The following is a 17,596-nucleotide window of genomic DNA, read 5'->3' on the forward strand; positions in this document are numbered from 1 at the left end:
ACGGCGGCAGGCAAAGCTGGCGCGAAGGTCCCGCCCTCAGGCGGTCGAACTCGAAGAGCGACTACTACAGGTGTCCAAGAGGCGAGCCTCGCGAAAAATAGGGCCGCGCCATTCTATGCGCCCGACTGAAGAGGAGTCAACGCCACACGGATGCCGTCATGACGAGCCTTTGCCATGCACGCGGGATCGGCGCGAGAATGGGCGCGCCCTTTGCCTTAACGACGGAACAATGGAAAAGAATCGGCTGGAAGCGTTTAGCGACGGCGTAATGGCCGTCATCATCACGATCATGGTGCTCGATTTGAAAGTGCCGCACGGCGAAGACTTGGCGGCGCTTGCGCAGCTATGGCCGATTGCGCTGAGTTACGTGCTGAGCTTTATTTACGTCGGCATCTACTGGAACAACCACCATCACATGTTGCAGGCCACGCGGCGTGTGAACGGCGCGATCCTCTGGTGGAATTTGCATTTGCTGTTCTGGCTGTCGTTGCTCCCGTTCAGCACGGGATGGATGGGCGAAAACCACTTCGCGCGCTGGCCCACCGTGCTCTACGGCTTGAATCTGCTCACTTGCGCATTGGCGTGGACGTTGTTGCAGACCGGCCTCGTCCGCCATCACGGACCCGACAGCCTGCTCGCGCGGGCCATCGGTAAAGGCGCCAAGAGCAAGGTCTCGCCATTCTTATACCTATCGGGCATCGCGGCCGCGTGGATCGGCTATCCGAGCATCGGGCTCGCCTTCTTCGCGGGGACGGCGCTGCTCTGGCTGATCCCGGACCGTCGCGTCGAACGTCTGGTGGAGGCGCGCGACGCGAGTCAGGACCGCTGAGCGCGCTTTGCGGGCGCTTTCCGTGGAATGCCCTCCGGGAATCTTCGCCGAACCGCCGCCGACCGCGTCAACCATCGCGTTCGGGCACCGTTAACGGGATGAAGCACTTCGCTTCACGCCACTTCAGGAGGGGATGGTTATGTTGAATAAATTTGTTTTGGCTGCGATTGCCGGTATGTTCGCGGTGGGCGTGGCGCACGCCCAGGCTTCGGCGAGCACGGCGGCGGCCCCTGCCGCTGCGTCGGCATCGGCCCCGAGCGGCGGCTGCGAAGCCAAGGCGGTCGGCAAGAACGGCAAACCGCTCGCCGGCGCCGCGAAGTCGTCGTTTGTCAAGAAGTGCCAGGCCGATGCGATGAAAGCGGCCAAAGCCGGTTGCGAAGCGAAAGCTGTCGGCTCGAACGGCAAGCCGCTCGCGGGCGCGGCTAAGTCGTCGTTTGTGAAGAAGTGCGAGGCCGACGCAGCTAAATAAGGGAACACCCCTTATGGGTGTCGAACGCGCCGGCGCCGCCCTCGCGGCGACGCGGTGCGTTCGCCAAGGCGCCTTGGCCGAACCCGAACGCGATTAACCGACGCTCGGCTCGCCTTCGCCGGGCCGCTGCCCCGGCTTGTCGGCCGGGGATTGGCGGCGCGACTTGTCATCGCGCTCGGGCATGCGGCTGCGTGCGTCATCGCTATGATGAGCCGGCTTGGGTTGGTCGGCCATGTGTTGCGCTTCGTTGCTATTGCGGTTCATATTCGCCCCCACGGTCGTTGGATGGTCCTAAGCTCCGACGCAATAAGCGGGCCTGTAGGTCGATCTCTCCCCCGCTTACGACACCCCACCGCCTAAATCTTCCGCGGATTCAACCCTGTTTTTCCCGCATCGCGAAAAATGTAACGAGCCCTTAGCTTTTCTCGCGTGCCGCCGACAACCAGATTGATGGCGCATCCTTAGCTGCACGCATTCGGGGATGCCGGTCGGATTTCATATTGAGGGCACGCATGTCTAGCCACGACATCATGCACGATGAGCGTACGCAGCTCACGAGCAAGAACAAGTTCGAACTTCTTCTATTCCGTCTGGGCACCGCACGCCCCGGGATGGCGCCGGCGCTGTACGGCATCAACGTATTCAAGGTTCGCGAAATCATCACCAACCGCGAGATCACGCCGATCGCCGGGGCCCCGGAGGCCGTGAGCGGTGCGATCGACATTCGCGGGCAGATCATTCCCGTGATCGACTTGTGCCGCTTGACGGGCAACACGCCGTCGCGCGAGCCGAACATCTTGCTGATTACCGAATTCGCGCGCACGACGCAGGCGTTCGCGGTCGAAGACGTCGATGACATCGTGCGGCTCGAATGGAGCCAAGTGCATCCCGCGGAATGCGCGGGTGGCACCGGGTACATCACGAGCATGGCGCGCTTTAACGGCGATTCGGGCGAGCTGCGCCTGGCCCAGGTGCTCGACGTCGAGCAAGTCATGCGCGACGTGTTCCCCGAGCAGCATCGCGACGTGAACAAGGCCGAGCTCAGCGCGGAGGTGAAGTACGCGGCCGGCGGCGGCAAGATCCTGGCCGCCGACGACTCCGCTTTCGCGCGTTCGTTGCTCGATCAGGCGCTCACCGCCATTGGGGCACCGCACGTCATCGCCAACACGGGCGAGGAAGCGTGGCAAATGCTGCTGCGTTACGCGGATGAGGCCGAGAAGGAAAAGGTGCAGGCACGCGAGAAGATCGCACTCGTCATCACCGATTTGGAAATGCCGGAGATGGACGGCTTCATGCTGACGCGCCGGATCAAAGCGGACGAGCGGCTCAAGCATATTCCCGTCATCATTCATTCGTCGCTGACGGGTTCGGCCAACGAAGCGCACGTCCGCAACGCGGGGGCGAACGGGTATGTCGCCAAGTTCGCGCCGCAGGAGTTGTGCGCGGCGATTACGGAAGCGTTGGCGTCGTAGCTGATCGGCAGTTCCGGAAACGACTCATCGTCTTGATCGAACGACGTGATAGCGGGGCAAGGTAGAAATCGTCGGAGCTTTCGCGGTTACGGCCGGTTACACAAGTGACACTCCGACCGTACCTGCCGCGACTTCGTCCTCCTACAATCTGCGTCGTTCGTCGTAGTCTGGCATCCGCCAGAACCGGGCAGGACTGGAGAATTGTATGAAGCGCGCCACCCTTTTTCTCGCAGTGGGAATTTCCGCTGCCTGCGCGTCCAGCGCTGCATTCGCTCACACGGACATCGGCGTTTTTCTAGGCGTTCCCGGTCCGGTCTATGCCGCGCCACCTCCGGTGGTGTACGAGGCGCCGCCTCAGGTGGTCTACGCGCCGGCGCCGGTCTATGGCTACGGATACCGCTATGAAGGCGAGGACGACGAGCACCGATGGCATGACCACGGTCGGCATCGTGGATGGGAACACCATCGTCATGACGACGATTGAGTTGAGGCGTCTGTACTCGCAAAAAACTTTCCGTAATCAGTGAGAAGCGTTTATGTCTAAACGCTTCTACTTCCGTTACGCAGATCCGTCGTTGCTGTAACCCTTCCTCACTCCACCGTCACCGACTTCGCCAAATTCCGCGGCTTATCGACATCGGTCCCACGCGCGCACGCCGTGTGATAAGCGAGCAACTGCAGCGGCACGACGTGCAGGATCGGCGAGAGCATGCCGTAATGCTCCGGCATTCGAATCACGTGCATGCCTTCTTCGTTGACGATCTTCGTATCGGCATCGGCGAACACATAAAGCTGGCCACCCCGCGCGCGCACTTCCTGCATGTTCGACTTGAGCTTCTCCAGTAGCGCATCGTTCGGCGCCACCGTTACGACCGGCATCGCTTCCGTCACGAGCGCGAGGGGCCCGTGCTTCAACTCGCCGGCAGGATAAGCCTCGGCATGGATGTACGAAATTTCCTTGAGCTTGAGCGCGCCTTCCAGCGCGATCGGGTAATGCAGCCCACGCCCCAAAAACAGCGCGTTTTCCTTGCGCGAAAACTCCTCCGCCCACGCGATGATCTGCGGCTCGAGCGCGAGCACGCTATTCAACGCGGCCGGCAGATGGCGCAGTTGCTTCAAATAATCGGCTTCCTTCGCCGCATCCACATACCCGCGCATCTTCGCAAGCGTAACCGCTAGCGTGAACAGCCCCACGAGTTGCGTCGTAAACGCCTTCGTCGACGCAACGCCGATCTCACGCCCCGCATGCGTCAAAAATTGCATCTCGGTCAAACGCACCATCGCACTCGTGCTGACGTTGCACACCGCCAGCGTATGACGATGACCCAGTTCCTGGGCGTGCTTTAACGCAGCCAGGGTATCGGCCGTCTCGCCCGATTGGGAAATGACGACGACCAGCGCCTTCGGATTCGGTACCGACTCGCGATAGCGATACTCGCTCGCGATCTCGACCTGGGTCGGGATCTTGGCAATCGATTCGAGCCAGTATTTCGCCGTCGATCCCGAGTAGTAACTCGTGCCGCAGGCGAGAATCAAGATGCTGTCGATCTCGTCGAAGGCCGCTCCCGCCTTCTCGCCGAACAGTTCGGGAGCGAACGCTTCTCCGGCCGGGATCGTGTCGGAGATCGCACGCGGTTGCTCGAAGATCTCCTTTTGCATGAAGTGGCGATACGGCCCGAGCTCCACCGCGCCGCCATAGGCCTGCACGGTACGGATCTCGCGCTCGACGGTCTTGCCGTCGCGATCGCTGATGCGCACGCCGTCGAGCGTGAGTTGGCACACGTCGCCTTCTTCGAGGAACATGAACCGCTCGGTGCTGCCCGCCAGCGCCAACGCATCCGATGCCAGGAAGTTCTCGCCCTGCCCCACGCCGACGACGAGCGGCGAGCCTTGGCGCGCGCCCACTACCGTATGCGGCTCGTCCTTGTGCATGACCGCGATCGCGTAAGCGCCGTGCAATTGCTTCACTGCTTCGCAGACGGTCTCGTACAAGCTGCCGCGATAAAGACTGTGAATCAGGTGGGCGATGACTTCGGTGTCCGTCTGCGAGACGAATTCGTATCCCTTGGCCCGCAGCATCTCGCGCAACGATTCGAAGTTCTCGATGATGCCGTTATGGACGAGCGCGACGGTATCGCGGGAAAAAATCGGATGCGCATTGTTGGTGACGGGTGCGCCATGCGTCGCCCAACGCGTGTGCGCAATGCCGGTCACGCCTTCGAGATGGCCGTCGCGCACCTGTGCGTCGAGGTCGGCCACGCGCGCCACGCTGCGCGCGCGGCGCGGCTCGCCGCCTGCAAGCACGGCCACGCCGCACGAATCGTAGCCTCGATATTCGAGGCGGCGCAGCCCTTCGACGAGGATCGGAACGATATTACGCTGCGCACAAGCGCCGACGATGCCACACATGGGGATATTCCTTTAGCAAAAACCGATCTTGCTGGGTTCTTTAATCATTCGGCGCAATGGCGCGCGCGTCGGTGCGCAAACGCATGCGTCGTGACAATCGCGCGGCGCTCAGCTCTTTTTCTTGACGGGGCGCACGTAACCGTCGCGCGTCACCTGCGTCTTCTCGTTGAGCACGAGCGTGCCTTCGGGGACGTCTTTCCATACCGTCGTGCCGGCCGCGATCGTGACGCCGCGACCCACGCGCACGGGCGCCACGAGTTGCGTGTCGGAACCGACGAATACGTCGTCCTCGATCACGGTGCGGAACTTGTTCGCGCCATCGTAGTTACAGGTGATCGTCCCAGCGCCGACGTTGACTCGCGCACCGATGTCGGCGTCGCCGATATAGGTCAGATGGTTCGCTTTCGCCCCTTCGCCGAGCGTCGCATTCTTCACTTCGACGAAATTGCCCACATGCGACTGATCGCCGAGCACGGCGCCGGGACGCAGCCGCGCATACGGTCCGAGTACGGCGTTCGCGCCTACCTGGGCACCCTCGATATGCGTGAACGGTTCGATACGCGTGTTCGCGCCGATGGCCGCATCGCGCAACACGCAATTGGCGCCGACGGTCACACCGTCGCCCAGCGTGACGTTGCCCTCGAACACGCAGTTCACGTCGATGGAGACGTCACGTCCGCATGTCAGCGAGCCGCGCACGTCCAAGCGTGCCGGATCGATCACCGTCACGCCGCCGTCGAGCAATGCGTCCGCCACATTGCGCTGATGGATCCGTTCGAGTTCCGCCAACTGAGCTTTGCTGTTCACGCCGAGCGTTTCCCAGATTTCGTCCGGCTGCGTCGTCACCACATCGAAGCCCGCTTCGATCGCGTGCTCGACGACGTCGGTCAAATAGAACTCGCCCTGGGCGTTGTCGTTGCGCAGCGCGCCGAGCCACATCGCCAACTGCGCCGTGGGCGTAACGACGATGCCCGTGTTGATTTCGGCGATGCGCAGTTCGTCGGCCGTGGCGTCCTTTTGTTCGACGATGCGCGTCACATAACCGCCCGCGTCGCGCACGATGCGGCCATAGCCGCTCGGATCGTCCAGCGTGACCGTGAGGATGCCGTAGCGCCCTTCGACGGCCGCGTCGGCCAAACGCTTGAGCGTCGAGGCTTTCGTAAGCGGCACGTCGCCATAGAGCACGAGCGTGGGCAGCGCCGGATCGAGCAGCGGCAACGCCTGCTGCACGGCATGGCCCGTACCGAGCTGTTCGGCTTGCAGCGCGAACGCGATATCGGGTGCCGCGACGGCTTCGCGCACCGCATCGGCGCCGTGCCCGACGACCACGACGATCCGCGCAGGCGCAAGCGTGCGCGCGGTATCGACGACATGCGCGAGAAGCGGCCGGCCGGCCAGCCGGTGAAGCACCTTCGGCAGCGCGGAGCGCATGCGCTTGCCGGTGCCTGCAGCCAATATGACGATGTTCATGGCATCGGCGAAAAACAAAGAGACAAAGTGGACGATTTTAGCATGCGGCCCTTCCCGTAAAGGCTGCGCGACACAAGGCTCCAGCGCCGCCTCCCACGGTGCCGGCCCGCGTCAAAGTTCGTCGAACGGCACGAACGAAATAGCCTGTCCGTTGCCGGATGCGCCGTTCCCATCGGTCGCGCACGGTTCGTCGTCGAAGGCGATGTCCCCGAGCGGATCGGCATGCCCCGTCGCGCGCAGGCCCGCGAACGGAAACAGCGACGCGTCCATCAGATGCGAGGGCACCACGTTCGACAGCGCGTTGAACATATTGTCGACGCGCCCCGGAAAACGCTTGTCCCAATCGCGAATCAGCGCCTTCATTTCCGCACGTTTCAGGTTGGGCTGACTACCGCACAAATTGCAAGGAATGATCGGGAACGCACGCAATTGCGCGTATTTTTCGAGATCGACTTCCTTCACATAGGCAAGCGGGCGGATCACGATATTCTTGCCGTCGTCCGATTGCAGCTTGGGTGGCATACCCTTGAGCTTGCCGCCGTAGAACAGATTCAGCAGCATCGTCTGCAAGATGTCGTCGCGGTGATGGCCGAGCGCGATTTTCGTCGCGCCGAGTTCGCCCGCCACGCGATAAAGAATGCCGCGCCGCAGCCGCGAACAGAGCGAACAGGTGGTCTTGCCCTCGGGCACGAGGCGCTTGACGATGCTGTAGGTGTCCTGATTCTCGATATGAAACGGCACGCCCACTTGCTTCAAGTACTCGGGCAGCACGTGCTCGGGAAAGCCTGGTTGCTTTTGGTCGAGGTTGACGGCGACGAGATCGAAATGGATCGGCGCCCGCTCCCGCAAGCGCAAAAGGATGTCGAGCATCGCATAGCTGTCCTTGCCGCCCGACATGCACACCATGACCTTATCGCCATCCTCGATCATGTTGAAGTCGCCGATCGCCTGGCCCACGAGGCGGGCAAGCCGCTTGAACAGCTTGTTGTTTTCGTACGCTTCCTTCTGCTCGCGCCGGGTCAGCGCGCGGCGCACGCTGTCTTGATCGGTTTCGGCCGCCCCCTCGGGGCGCGTTTGCGCGGCGGACGCGATCGATTCGGGCGCGTTCATCGGGATTCCTCTTTGATGCGAAATACTTCGACGCCCACGGCGTCGCAATCGGGATAGACGTCGGGCTTTTCCGTCGAGACGGAAACGGCCCGCACGCGCGGATGCTCGAGGATGGCCGCCGCGATGTCGTCGCACAGCGTCTCTTGCAGATGAATATGCCCGCGACCGACGCGCGCGGCGATCGTCGCGCGCATAAAGTCGTAGTCGAGCACTTCGTGCAGTTTGTCTTCGACCGGCGTCGTTTGCGCCAGCGGCACGAACAGTTCGACATTGATCACGACGCGCTGCTCTCCGCGCTTTTCGAACTCGTGCACGCCGATGTTGATAAAGACTTCGTAATTGCGCAGGAACAGCCTGCGGCAGTCGGCGAGCCGGGGATGCAAAAGAGCGGCAACCATGTTCGTTCCAATCAAAATATGCGCCACGGCGCAAGGGGCCCGATGCGGCCCGGGCCGGGGCCGGCGCGTCTTAACGCGTCAAAAACATTACATCACGCGAAAGCGGCACCAAATGCTGGCCGCCGTCCACGACGAGCGTCGTACCCGTCACCCCGCCCGCGCGTGCCAAATAGCAAGCCGCTGCGACGATATCGTCCGATGTCGAGGCCCGGTGAAGCGGCGTCACTTGATGAGCGCGCACGAACTCCTCGGGCGTTTGGTCGGCCGAGCGCAACGTCAAGCCCGGCGCGAGCCCGACGACACGCACCTTCGGCGCCAGCGCCTGCGCCAGCGTGACCGTGGCGGTTTGCAGCGCGGCCTTCGACAGCGTGTACGACAAATAGTCGGGGTTCAAGTTGTACAGCTTCTGATCCAACACGTTGATGACAACGCCGCGCAGCGTCTCGTCTTGCCTCGCGGCATCGGGCGTCGCCTCGAACAGCGCGCGCGCCAGCAGGAGCGGCGCGCCGACGTTCACCGCCATATGCGCGAGCAGCGATGCATAGCCCGCGTCGCGCGCGGTGTCTTCGACAAAACGCGACGCGTTGTTGACGATGCACTGCGGCCTGCCGAGCGCATGCGTGCAAGCCGCGACGAGTCCGGCGGCCTCGTGCTCGAGCGCCAAATCGGCGGCCAGCGCGACGGCGCGGCGGTTGAGCGCGCGAATCTCCTCGACCAGCGTATCGGCCTCGGCCCGGGATGTACCGTAGTGGACGGCGACATCCCATCCGTCCGCCGCGAAGCCGAGCGCGAGCGCACGCCCGATACGCCGCGCCGCCCCGGTGACGAGCACGACGCGCGAAGGCGAAGCCGGTACACCGGCGTCAGAACGGGAATCGACGGAGACGGTCATTTACAATGCCGGGATGAATCAAAACGCTCACGAACCCGCTAGTTTACCCGTTCCGGCCGCCGATGCACGGCAAGCCAGCGCCCAACTCGTCGCGCACATCCGCGATGCGATCGCGGCCGGCGCAGGTTGGCTCCCGTTCGACCGCTACATGGAACTTGCCCTTTACACGCCGGGGCTTGGGTACTACAGCGGCGGGGCGCGTAAATTCGGCCGCCGGGCCGAGGACGGCAGCGATTTCATCACGGCGCCCGAACTCTCGCCGCTCTTTGCACGCACGCTCGCTCGCGCATTGGCCCAAGCGCTGGAGACAAGCGGCACGTGTCAGTTGATGGAATTCGGTGCCGGAACGGGGCGTCTTGCCGCCGGGATCTTGGCGGCCCTCGATGCGCTCGGCGTCTCGATCGACACTTACGCCATCGTCGATCTTTCCGGCGAGCTGCGCGAACGTCAGCGGCAGACGATCGAAGCGTTCGGGGGCCCGCTGGCCTCCCGCGTGCGCTGGCTCGATGCGCTGCCGGCGCAGTTCGAGGGCGTCGTGCTCGGCAATGAGGTGCTCGACGCGATGCCGGTTCAACTGTACGCGCGCACGGGCGGCGTCTGGCGCGCGCGCGGCGTGGGTTTGAGCGAGGCGGGCGCGCTGCGTTTCGAAGCGCGCGCGCTCGGGGCGCCCGGAGTGCAGTTGTCGAACGAGGACGCGGCGGTGCTCGCGCAGCTCGACGCGGAAATCGATCCGGACGTCGATTACGTGGCCGAAACGCACGGCGCGGGTGCGGGATTCACGCGCACCGTGTGTTCGATGCTCACGCGCGGGGCGGCGTTTTTCATCGACTATGGTTTCCCGCGCGCCGAGTACTACCATCCGCAACGCACCGAGGGCACGTTGATGTGCCACTACCGGCACCATGCTCACGGCGACCCGTTTCTTTACCCAGGCTTGCAGGACATCACGGCCCACGTGGAATTCACCCGCATCGCCGAAGCGGGCGTGGAAACGGGGGTGGATCTGCTCGGCTATACGTCGCAGGCCCGCTTCTTGATGAATGCGGGGATCACGGACGTCTTGTCCGAAATCGATCCGTCCGACGCCGCGAACTTTCTGCCGGCGGCCAACGCCGTGCAAAAGCTGTTGTCCGAAGCGGAAATGGGGGAGCTATTCAAGGTGATCGCGTTCTCGCGCGGCATCGAGGGGACCCTCGACGCCTTCTCGCGCGGAGATCGGTCGCATACGCTTTGAGCGGCTAACCGTGGGGCCGCGGGCTTGGCCGGTTTCAATTGTCGACCGGTTCGGTGCGCTCGCTTATCCGTCGACCACCCCCCGGATAGTTTTGCCGCGCTCCTACGATACGAACGATTTCGATTACGCCGGTCCGTTGCTTCACCCTGTACACGAGCACGTAATTCGTGGACAAGACCATTTCTCGGGTTCCGCGGACGCGCCCGGCCCGATAGAGTTCGGGATGACTCGGCAACGCCTGCGTCCGCTCCTCGATAAGGTCATCCAGTTCGAGCGCCGCATCGGCGTTGTCTTGCGCGATGTAGTCAAAAATCTTGTTTCGGTCCTCGAACGCTTTCGGCCTCCATTCGATCATCAGGAATGAGCCTCGCGCTTCCTTCGAAGCGCTGCTTTCTTCTCGCTCATCTCTTGAGTAACCCGCGCTTGCGAGACGTTGGGCCGCGGATCGTCTAGCGACTCTTGTACCTGGTCGCGAAACCACTTGTCGTAAGCGTGCGCCGCGTGGGCCTCTTTGAGCGCCACCGCGCGGTCCGGCCTGGCGCGGGTAACCCCGGCACCTCTGTCGAACGCCGATGCGTCGACATCGAATCGGTCGATGCCGATCTCGTGCAAGAAGCCGACGAGCGTTTCCAGCTTAGCGAAGACCCGAACATCACCTCGCTTAGCCAAAAGCAGAAATTGCGTGAGACCGCATTTCGCCGCGACAGTCCAGCCGCTGCCATGCGCCTCAACGTGCGCTGCGTTTACCGCGCCGCTTCGCACAAGTTGTGAGAGCGTTTTCTGATCAATGGTATCTGTCGTCAAGTGAGTGTCTCCCGCGGAAGCCTACATTCCACATTGTAGCCCATCTTATTATTACAAGAATACCCAGTTTATTATTGGACGGTACGTTCGATCCCGCCTCGTCTCCTTGTCGCCCAAACATCTCGTCGTACGTTCCTGCGCTTATCCGTTCGGACCACCGAGCGCCTCGGCCACCGCTTTGGCCCTCGCGCGGTGCACGGCTTCCTTGATTTTCGAAGGCTCGCCCGCCAGTGCCTGGGCCACCGCGCCGGCGTCCACGGCCCGAGCGGCCGTCAGGGCGACGCGCAGGCGGTCGGCTTGCGGATACTCGCGCGTCTCGAAGCCGAGCCGCCCGCGCGCATCGGCTTCGCATGCCTGCAAGGCCTCGGCGAAGCGCGCCGGCTTGCGTAAGGCATCGCACCGCTCGAACAACCGCACGAGCGCCTGCGCCCCCATCTCCATCACGCGATGGATGTTGCCGTGCTCGCGGGCGACCAGCAGCGCCAAGTCGCGGCACTCGTTCGGCACGCGCAAACGCTCGCACAGCGGCCGCAGTAAATCGACGCTGCGCATCTCGTGCCCGATGTGGCGTGGCAATACGTCATCGGGCGTCGTCGCCTTGCCGAGATCGTGCGTAAGCGCCGCAAACCGCACCGGCAACGCGTAGCCGCGCGCCGCCGCATGATCGACGACCATCATCACGTGCACGCCGGTATCGACCTCGGGGTGATAATCGGCGCGCTGCGGCACGCCGAACAGCGCCTCGATTTCGGGCAGCACGCGCACGAGCGCGCCGCACTCGCGCAGCGCCGCGAACATTCGCGACGGCTTGCGCTCCATGAGCCCCCGGGAAAGTTCTTGCCAAACGCGCTCGGGCACGAGAGCGTCGACCTCCCCCGCCTCGGTCATCGCGCGCATCAACGCCAGCGTTTCGGGCGCGAGCGAGAAGTCGTGAAAGCGCGCCGCGAAGCGCGCCACGCGCAAGATTCGCACAGGATCCTCGACGAACGCCTCGCTCACGTGGCGAAAGCAGCGCGCCACGAGATCGCCCTGCCCGCCGAACGGATCGATGACAGGCCCCGTCAACTCGCCGTCCGGCCGCACCTCGCGCGCCATCGCGTTGATCGTCAGATCGCGCCGGGCCAAGTCCTCTTCTAGCGTTACATCGGGCGCGTAATAGAACTGAAACCCATGGTAGCCCGCCGCCGTCTTGCGCTCGGTCCGCGCGAGCGCGTACTCCTCATGCGTTTGGGGATGCAGGAAGACAGGAAAGTCCTTGCCGACCGGGCGATACCCTTGCGCGACCATCTGCTCGGGCGTGGCGCCGACGACGACATAGTCCCGATCGGATACCGGCACCCCGAGCAGCGCATCGCGTATCGCCCCGCCTACCGCGTAGATCTTCATACGTCGTCGTCGAGTTCGGCGAGACGGTGCGTTTCGGCGCGCGCGTCGTCGAACCATTGGCGCACGGCGGGTACCGTCTGCATATGCTCGACGTAACCACGCGCCGCATCGGACAGGGCCGGCCCGTACGTCATGAAGCGCGACACGACCGGCGCATACATCGCATCCGCCGCACAGAATGTTCGACCGAACAGGAATGGACCACCGTAACGCGCGAGGCACTCGCACCAGATCGCATCGATGCGGGCGATATCGGCAAGCGTACCCGGCGTCGCGCCTTGGCCGGGCCGTTGCGCGCGCACGTTCATCGACATGTTCGTTCGCAAGTCCACGAATCCCGCATGCATCTCGCTCGAGATCGCCCGGGCGTGTGCGCGTGCCGCCGCGTCGCGCGGCCAGATCTCATGCTGGGGGTAACGCTCCGCCAGCGTCTCTAGGATCGCCAGCGTTTCCCAAATCGATTGCCCGTCGTCGGTGACGAGGCACGGAATCCTGCCCGAAGGCGAGTATTCGCGGATGCGCGCTTGCGTGTCGGGCGCCCGCAGGTGTATCAGCACCTCGTCGAATGGGATGCCCGTATGTTTCATCATGACCCAAGGCCGCATCGACCAGGACGAGTAGTTCTTATCACCGATGACGAGTTTCATGCGCGACGTAAAGAAGCGTTGATGGATAGGGACGACTCAATGTTGCCATAGCAAGCGATCGGCACTCGCATCGCACCGCCGCGTACCGGCGCTTTAGCGGCCCGCCGTCGCCCGAAATGCGCTGAAGCGGGAACGCAGCGAGGCGTTGCTCAAATACGTGGGCGCGATCGCCTCGATGGCCACCGGCTCGAGATTCAATTCCGGGGCGAGCGGCCCGCTCATGATTGCATCGCGCGACATCGAATCGAGGTTGTCGCGCGTGATCAACGGTTCGCCCGGCAATGTCTCGAACGTCAGCGCCTGCATATAGGCGAGCGCATCGGGCAATCGGACGATCCGCGGATGCCGGCCGATCATTTCGGCGCATATCCGCACGAGCGCCTCGAGGGTATAGGTTGCGGGGCCACCGAGCTCGTAGGTGCGTCCGTGGGCCGCGTCGAGATCGAGCGTGGCGAGGATCGCTTTAACCACGTCGCCGATATAGACCGGTTGGAACTTCGCGTCGGGCTTGGCGAGCGGCAGCACGGGAAAGACTCGAGCCAGGGCCGCGAACGTATTCAGGAACCTGTCTTCCGGACCGAACACGACCGATGGCCGAAAGACCGTCGTGGCAAGCTGGGCTCCCGCAAGTGCGGCTTTCTCGCCGTCGCCTTTCGAACGCAGATACATGCTGGGCCCGTTTGAATCCGCATTCAATGCGCTCAAATGAATGAACCGATGCACGCCCTTGCCCTCGCACGCCGCTACGATCTTCGAAGGCAACTCGACATGCAATTTGGCAAATTCCGCGCCGTAGGGGTCACCGCGCCCGCCATGCAACGTACCGGCAAGATTGATGACCGCATCGACGCCCTCGACGAAGCGCGCAAGCTCGACCGCATCGAAAACGTCCAGTTCGATGACGTCGAGCGGAAGCAACGTCAAGTGGGCCGCATGACTGCGCCTGCGTGTGGCGATGCGGACATTCTTGCCGGCGGCGACGAGCGCATTGGACAAATGCGTGCCGATAAAGCCGGAACCGCCGATCAATGCAATGGATTGATGTCGCATTTTCGACTCCCTGCGGGCGGCCATCGCCACGGTTGCGCCGACGCGCGCTCATCGCGTGCGCGCCAACCGGCGCACACGCGCCGCCTCATTGCGTTTGAGGCAGGATCACGCCGAGCCGCGCCTTCAGCGATTGCGGGCGGCCTTCGAATAGCGCCGCATAATAGACCGTGTTCGACAGCACGTTTTTGACGTAGTCGCGCGTTTCGTTGAACGGGATCGTTTCCGCAAAAATCGCGCCTTCGACGGGGCGCTGCAACGCCGCCTGCCATTGACGCGGGCGGCCGGGCCCGGCGTTGTAGCCTGCCGTGGCCAGTACGGCCGAACCGTCGAATTGATTGTAGATCATCGACAGATACGTCGTGCCGAGCAAGATGTTCGTATCCATGTCGTTCATTTGCTCACGCGAAAGCGGTCCGAGCCCGATTTTGCGCGCGACCATCTGCGCCGTACCCGGCATCAATTGCATCAAGCCGCCGGCGCCCACGTCCGATCGCGCGTTGATGATGAAGCGCGATTCCTGACGAATCAGGCCATAAGCCCATTCGACGTCCAAGCCCGTCGATTTCGAATCGCGCTCGACGATGTCCCGAAACGGCGCAAGATAGCGCAGCGAAAAGTCGTGCTCGCTTTGGGTGCGATCGGCCGAGTTGACCGTGCGGTCGTATAACTCGATGCGGCGCGCGTACTCGGCCGCGGCCAACAGTTGGCGATCGCTCATCGAGCGCAGCGGCCAATTCCACTCGCGGTTGCCTTCGAGCCGTAAGTTCAGCGCGTAGAAGCGGCGCGCGAGTTCGAAACCCGGCGTGCGGCTCGCGGCGTCGACTTCGGCATCGGTCACGGCCGTCTTCGGCGGAACCGTGATCTTGCGGCCGAGCTCCTCGGTGGCAAGCTGCCCATAGAAATCGAAGCCGGTCGCAATGCGTTCGAGCTCCTGCGTCGCGAGCGCCTTATCTTCCGGGCTGCCGCCCTTCAGCAATGCGCGGGCGTGCCAATAGACCCAGGCCGGTTGATTGCGAAGCGCGCTCGGCATTTGTTCGATCGACCAGCGCACCATCGTCCAATCGCCCGCGGCGAGCGCGCTGCGCGTGCGCCACATATATGCCGGATAGGAAAGCGGCGCGTTCGATGAAAGCCGGTACCAATCCACCGCCCCCGGCACTTGCCGGACCGCGCCTTGATAACCGATCGTGCCCCATCCGATCGCGCGCTCGGCGAGCGAGAGCGAGGGGGCGACGGTCGCGAAGGTCGCCGCGGCCGTGACCACGTCGTTGCGCGCCATCGCCGTGATCGCGAGCAGCGCGAGGGCGTGCGACGCCGAATCGGGCCCCACCCCGCGCGCGAGCACGAGCGGCGGAGCACTGGTCGCTTGATCGATCAGCTTTTGATCGGGGCGCAGCGGGCCGAGCGCATCGAACAGCCGGCTACCCACGTTCGTCGCGTTCTGCTCGTAGGCCAGGCGAATCTGTTGCCAAACGTCGTCATCGTTGAATTGGTGGCTCGACGCGAGCGCGGTGACGAGATCGACGCACCCGTCGCCGTAGAACCGCGGCTCCACCAGCAGCGCCCGCGCGGCTTCGGCGACATTCTCGCCATGGGCCGCGCGCGATTCGAGCGCGTAGCACTTCACCTGCGTATCGTCGTTCAGGACGAAGCGCGCATACTGCGCGTCGAAATCCTTCCAGGCGTGGCGGGCGCCCAATACGACGAGGTAATCGTTGCGCAGCCGGTCGGCGATGGCTTCGCCGTCGTGGCGCTGCAAGAACGAAAGGACGGGCTCGTCCGGCGCGTCGATGCGCGCGTGACCGCCGCCGTCGAACAATTGCGGCCGCAACTGGTAGTACTCGAGGTACGAAGGCGCGGGGTAGTTCGGAATCATCGCGGCGAGTTGCGCCGCGCGCGCCGGGTCGTTGCCGAGCGCGGCTTGGCGCAGACGCACGAAAATCTGGTCGTCGGTAGGCGCGGCGCTGGGTCGCGCGTGGCGGCCCGCGGAAGCCGTGCCGCAGGCGACGAGCGCCGCGGCGGCGAGTGCGCAAGCGGCCGCGCGATATACTCGGGCAAAGCGTTTTGACATCGTGGTCTGTGGAGCAAAAATTGAGCGAAAGCATAGCACGCAACCCCTCGGCGGAATCGAAAGCCGAGTTGCGCAAACGCTTGCTCCAAGCGCGTTTGACCACGCAGCGGGAGGGGCGTGCCGACCCTTCGCTCGCCGCTCATTTGGACGAGGCGCTGGCGAGCTTCGCGCCCCACACGGTGGGCTTTTATTGGCCGCTCGAGGGGGAGTTCGATGCGCGGGAGATTATCGAGAGATGGCTCGAAGGCGACGCGCGGCGGCAGGCCGCGCTGCCGGTCGTCGCCATGAAGGGGCACGCGCTTCGGTTTCATGCGTGGACGCCGGCCACCCCGATGCGCATCGGCGCGCACCGCATCCCGGAGCCCGAGCAGACGCTCGCGGTGTTGCCCGACCTGCTGCTCGTGCCCTGCGTCGGTTTCGATGACGACGGCTATCGGCTAGGCTACGGCGGCGGCTATTACGACCGCACGCTCGCCGCTTGGCCGGACGTTGTGCGCCCGGTGACCGTGGGGATCGGCTACGAAGCCTGCCGCGCGACGCTGCCGCGCGAGCCGCACGACATCCCGCTCGACGCACTCGTCACGAACGCCGGCGTGTTCCGGCGTCCCCGCGCGCCGCAAACGGCGTAACGAACGGCGAACAAGCGCGGGACGCCAATCCATCACAGCGACGCCGCGGCGCGCGCCGCCGTGTCGTACAACCCCGAGGCGTTGCGCATCAGTTGCGCGGCCTCGCCGATCTGCTCATTGGCGAGGCCGCTTTCCTTGAGTGCCGCGATCAGGCAGCTTTCCCTCACTTCACGGTATTTGTTGCACAGTTCGCGCCCGGCCGGCGTCGCCGAAAAAAATACTTCCTTGCCGGTCTTTTCGCTTTTTACATACCCTCTACTCACGAGCTTCTTCAATGCATACGTGGCGACGTGGGTGTCCTCGATATTGAGAACGAAACAGATATCGGCGAGCTTTTTCTTGCGTTCCCGATGACTGACGTGGTGCAGGAGCGACACTTCGATCGCCGTCATGTCCTTGGCTCCGGCCGCCGACATGCATCGCACCATCCAGCGGTTGAACGCATTGCTCGCCATGATCAGACCGTATTCGAATTCCGAGAGCTCGACGCTCGTCTCGGAGACGAGATGTTCCGAAGACACGATCTTGGTCGGATGGCGCGACATAGAGGCGGCTAACAAGCTGGGGTAGAAAAAGGAGTGTGCGAAGTGTACGCCGCCCCTCATCGGGCCAGCACTAGCAAAAACGCTTATGGGTAAAATATCGACAATTTATCGATAATACGACTTGACCAGAACCAGAGGACCGAGCGAGCGCGCCCACCGGCAAAGGGCGCGGCGCCGGCCA

The 17,596-nt window shown here is 63.6% G+C and carries 19 protein-coding genes; 6 read left to right on the plus strand and 13 right to left on the minus strand.

Going from position 1 to position 17,596, the window contains the following annotated elements; translation table 11 throughout:
• The first annotated feature begins 229 nt into the window (after nucleotides 1-229).
• Nucleotides 230-829: a TMEM175 family protein gene (locus DXT59_RS23470; protein WP_116139688.1), complete on the plus strand. Its 600-nt coding sequence runs from the start codon at nucleotides 230-232 to the stop codon at nucleotides 827-829.
• Between the two features lie 139 nt (nucleotides 830-968).
• A complete protein-coding gene (locus tag DXT59_RS23475; protein ID WP_116139691.1) occupies nucleotides 969-1,298 on the plus strand; it encodes a hypothetical protein in 330 nt (109 codons plus the stop codon).
• Between the two features lie 93 nt (nucleotides 1,299-1,391).
• Here the strand turns inward: DXT59_RS23475 and DXT59_RS30785 are convergent, their stop codons facing one another.
• Nucleotides 1,392-1,562: a hypothetical protein gene (locus DXT59_RS30785; protein ID WP_162878215.1), complete on the minus strand. Its 171-nt coding sequence runs from the start codon at nucleotides 1,560-1,562 to the stop codon at nucleotides 1,392-1,394.
• A gap of 248 nt (nucleotides 1,563-1,810) precedes the next feature.
• On the opposite strand from DXT59_RS30785, the gene DXT59_RS23480 reads away from it, so the two are divergent.
• Complete coding sequence (locus DXT59_RS23480; protein WP_116139693.1) at nucleotides 1,811-2,770, plus strand: chemotaxis protein CheV; 960 nt, start codon at nucleotides 1,811-1,813, stop codon at nucleotides 2,768-2,770.
• A gap of 205 nt (nucleotides 2,771-2,975) precedes the next feature.
• Complete coding sequence (locus DXT59_RS23485; RefSeq protein ID WP_116139695.1) at nucleotides 2,976-3,254, plus strand: hypothetical protein; 279 nt, start codon at nucleotides 2,976-2,978, stop codon at nucleotides 3,252-3,254.
• A gap of 107 nt (nucleotides 3,255-3,361) precedes the next feature.
• Here the strand turns inward: DXT59_RS23485 and glmS are convergent, their stop codons facing one another.
• The 5 genes from glmS to DXT59_RS23510 form a co-directional block, all read right to left on the minus strand.
• Complete coding sequence (gene glmS, locus DXT59_RS23490; RefSeq protein WP_116139697.1) at nucleotides 3,362-5,179, minus strand: glutamine--fructose-6-phosphate transaminase (isomerizing); 1,818 nt, start codon at nucleotides 5,177-5,179, stop codon at nucleotides 3,362-3,364.
• Between the two features lie 108 nt (nucleotides 5,180-5,287).
• Entirely contained in the window at nucleotides 5,288-6,649 is a 1,362-nt protein-coding gene (gene glmU / locus DXT59_RS23495) for a bifunctional UDP-N-acetylglucosamine diphosphorylase/glucosamine-1-phosphate N-acetyltransferase GlmU (protein WP_116139872.1), read from the minus strand.
• Nucleotides 6,650-6,760: 111 nt separating this feature from the next.
• Nucleotides 6,761-7,759: a tRNA 2-thiocytidine(32) synthetase TtcA gene (gene ttcA, locus DXT59_RS23500; RefSeq protein WP_116139699.1), complete on the minus strand. Its 999-nt coding sequence runs from the start codon at nucleotides 7,757-7,759 to the stop codon at nucleotides 6,761-6,763.
• Nucleotides 7,756-8,157, minus strand: a complete 402-nt coding sequence (locus DXT59_RS23505; RefSeq protein ID WP_116139701.1) for a dihydroneopterin aldolase — start codon at nucleotides 8,155-8,157, stop codon at nucleotides 7,756-7,758. Before DXT59_RS23505 ends, ttcA begins: the two co-directional genes overlap by 4 nt.
• A gap of 70 nt (nucleotides 8,158-8,227) precedes the next feature.
• Complete coding sequence (locus DXT59_RS23510; RefSeq protein WP_116139703.1) at nucleotides 8,228-9,049, minus strand: SDR family oxidoreductase; 822 nt, start codon at nucleotides 9,047-9,049, stop codon at nucleotides 8,228-8,230.
• 13 nt (nucleotides 9,050-9,062) lie between these two features.
• Between DXT59_RS23510 and DXT59_RS23515 the strand changes: the two genes are divergently transcribed.
• Nucleotides 9,063-10,283, plus strand: coding sequence for a class I SAM-dependent methyltransferase (locus DXT59_RS23515; protein WP_116139705.1), 1,221 nt, complete (start codon nucleotides 9,063-9,065; stop codon nucleotides 10,281-10,283).
• A gap of 34 nt (nucleotides 10,284-10,317) precedes the next feature.
• On the opposite strand, the gene DXT59_RS23520 is transcribed toward DXT59_RS23515, so the two are convergent.
• The 6 genes from DXT59_RS23520 to DXT59_RS23545 all read right to left on the minus strand — a co-directional run bounded on the left by DXT59_RS23520 (nucleotide 10,318) and on the right by DXT59_RS23545 (nucleotide 16,241).
• A complete protein-coding gene (locus DXT59_RS23520; RefSeq protein WP_162878216.1) occupies nucleotides 10,318-10,638 on the minus strand; it encodes a type II toxin-antitoxin system RelE/ParE family toxin in 321 nt (106 codons plus the stop codon).
• A complete protein-coding gene (locus DXT59_RS23525; protein WP_116139707.1) occupies nucleotides 10,638-11,087 on the minus strand; it encodes an antitoxin PaaA2 family protein in 450 nt (149 codons plus the stop codon). The genes DXT59_RS23520 and DXT59_RS23525 overlap by 1 nt, the downstream gene beginning before the upstream one ends.
• A gap of 141 nt (nucleotides 11,088-11,228) precedes the next feature.
• Nucleotides 11,229-12,473: a multifunctional CCA addition/repair protein gene (locus DXT59_RS23530; protein ID WP_116139710.1), complete on the minus strand. Its 1,245-nt coding sequence runs from the start codon at nucleotides 12,471-12,473 to the stop codon at nucleotides 11,229-11,231.
• Nucleotides 12,470-13,120, minus strand: coding sequence for a glutathione S-transferase family protein (locus DXT59_RS23535; protein ID WP_116139712.1), 651 nt, complete (start codon nucleotides 13,118-13,120; stop codon nucleotides 12,470-12,472). The genes DXT59_RS23530 and DXT59_RS23535 overlap by 4 nt, the downstream gene beginning before the upstream one ends.
• A gap of 93 nt (nucleotides 13,121-13,213) precedes the next feature.
• Nucleotides 13,214-14,170: a complex I NDUFA9 subunit family protein gene (locus tag DXT59_RS23540; protein ID WP_116139714.1), complete on the minus strand. Its 957-nt coding sequence runs from the start codon at nucleotides 14,168-14,170 to the stop codon at nucleotides 13,214-13,216.
• An 85-nt stretch (nucleotides 14,171-14,255) separates the two neighbouring features.
• The gene (locus DXT59_RS23545; RefSeq protein WP_116139716.1) at nucleotides 14,256-16,241 is read right to left on the minus strand and encodes a lytic transglycosylase domain-containing protein; all 1,986 of its coding nucleotides are present in this window, start codon (nucleotides 16,239-16,241) and stop codon (nucleotides 14,256-14,258) included.
• 20 nt (nucleotides 16,242-16,261) lie between these two features.
• Here DXT59_RS23545 and DXT59_RS23550 point away from each other — a divergent pair, with 20 nt between their 5' ends.
• Nucleotides 16,262-16,870: a 5-formyltetrahydrofolate cyclo-ligase gene (locus DXT59_RS23550; protein ID WP_116139876.1), complete on the plus strand. Its 609-nt coding sequence runs from the start codon at nucleotides 16,262-16,264 to the stop codon at nucleotides 16,868-16,870.
• A 32-nt stretch (nucleotides 16,871-16,902) separates the two neighbouring features.
• Here the strand turns inward: DXT59_RS23550 and DXT59_RS23555 are convergent, their stop codons facing one another.
• Nucleotides 16,903-17,415, minus strand: coding sequence for a winged helix DNA-binding protein (locus DXT59_RS23555; RefSeq protein WP_116139718.1), 513 nt, complete (start codon nucleotides 17,413-17,415; stop codon nucleotides 16,903-16,905).
• Nucleotides 17,416-17,596 lie beyond the last annotated feature (181 nt).

The sequence above is a fragment of the Trinickia diaoshuihuensis genome (genome assembly GCF_003390925.1).
In the GTDB taxonomy this organism is placed as follows: Bacteria; Pseudomonadota; Gammaproteobacteria; order Burkholderiales; family Burkholderiaceae; genus Trinickia; species Trinickia diaoshuihuensis.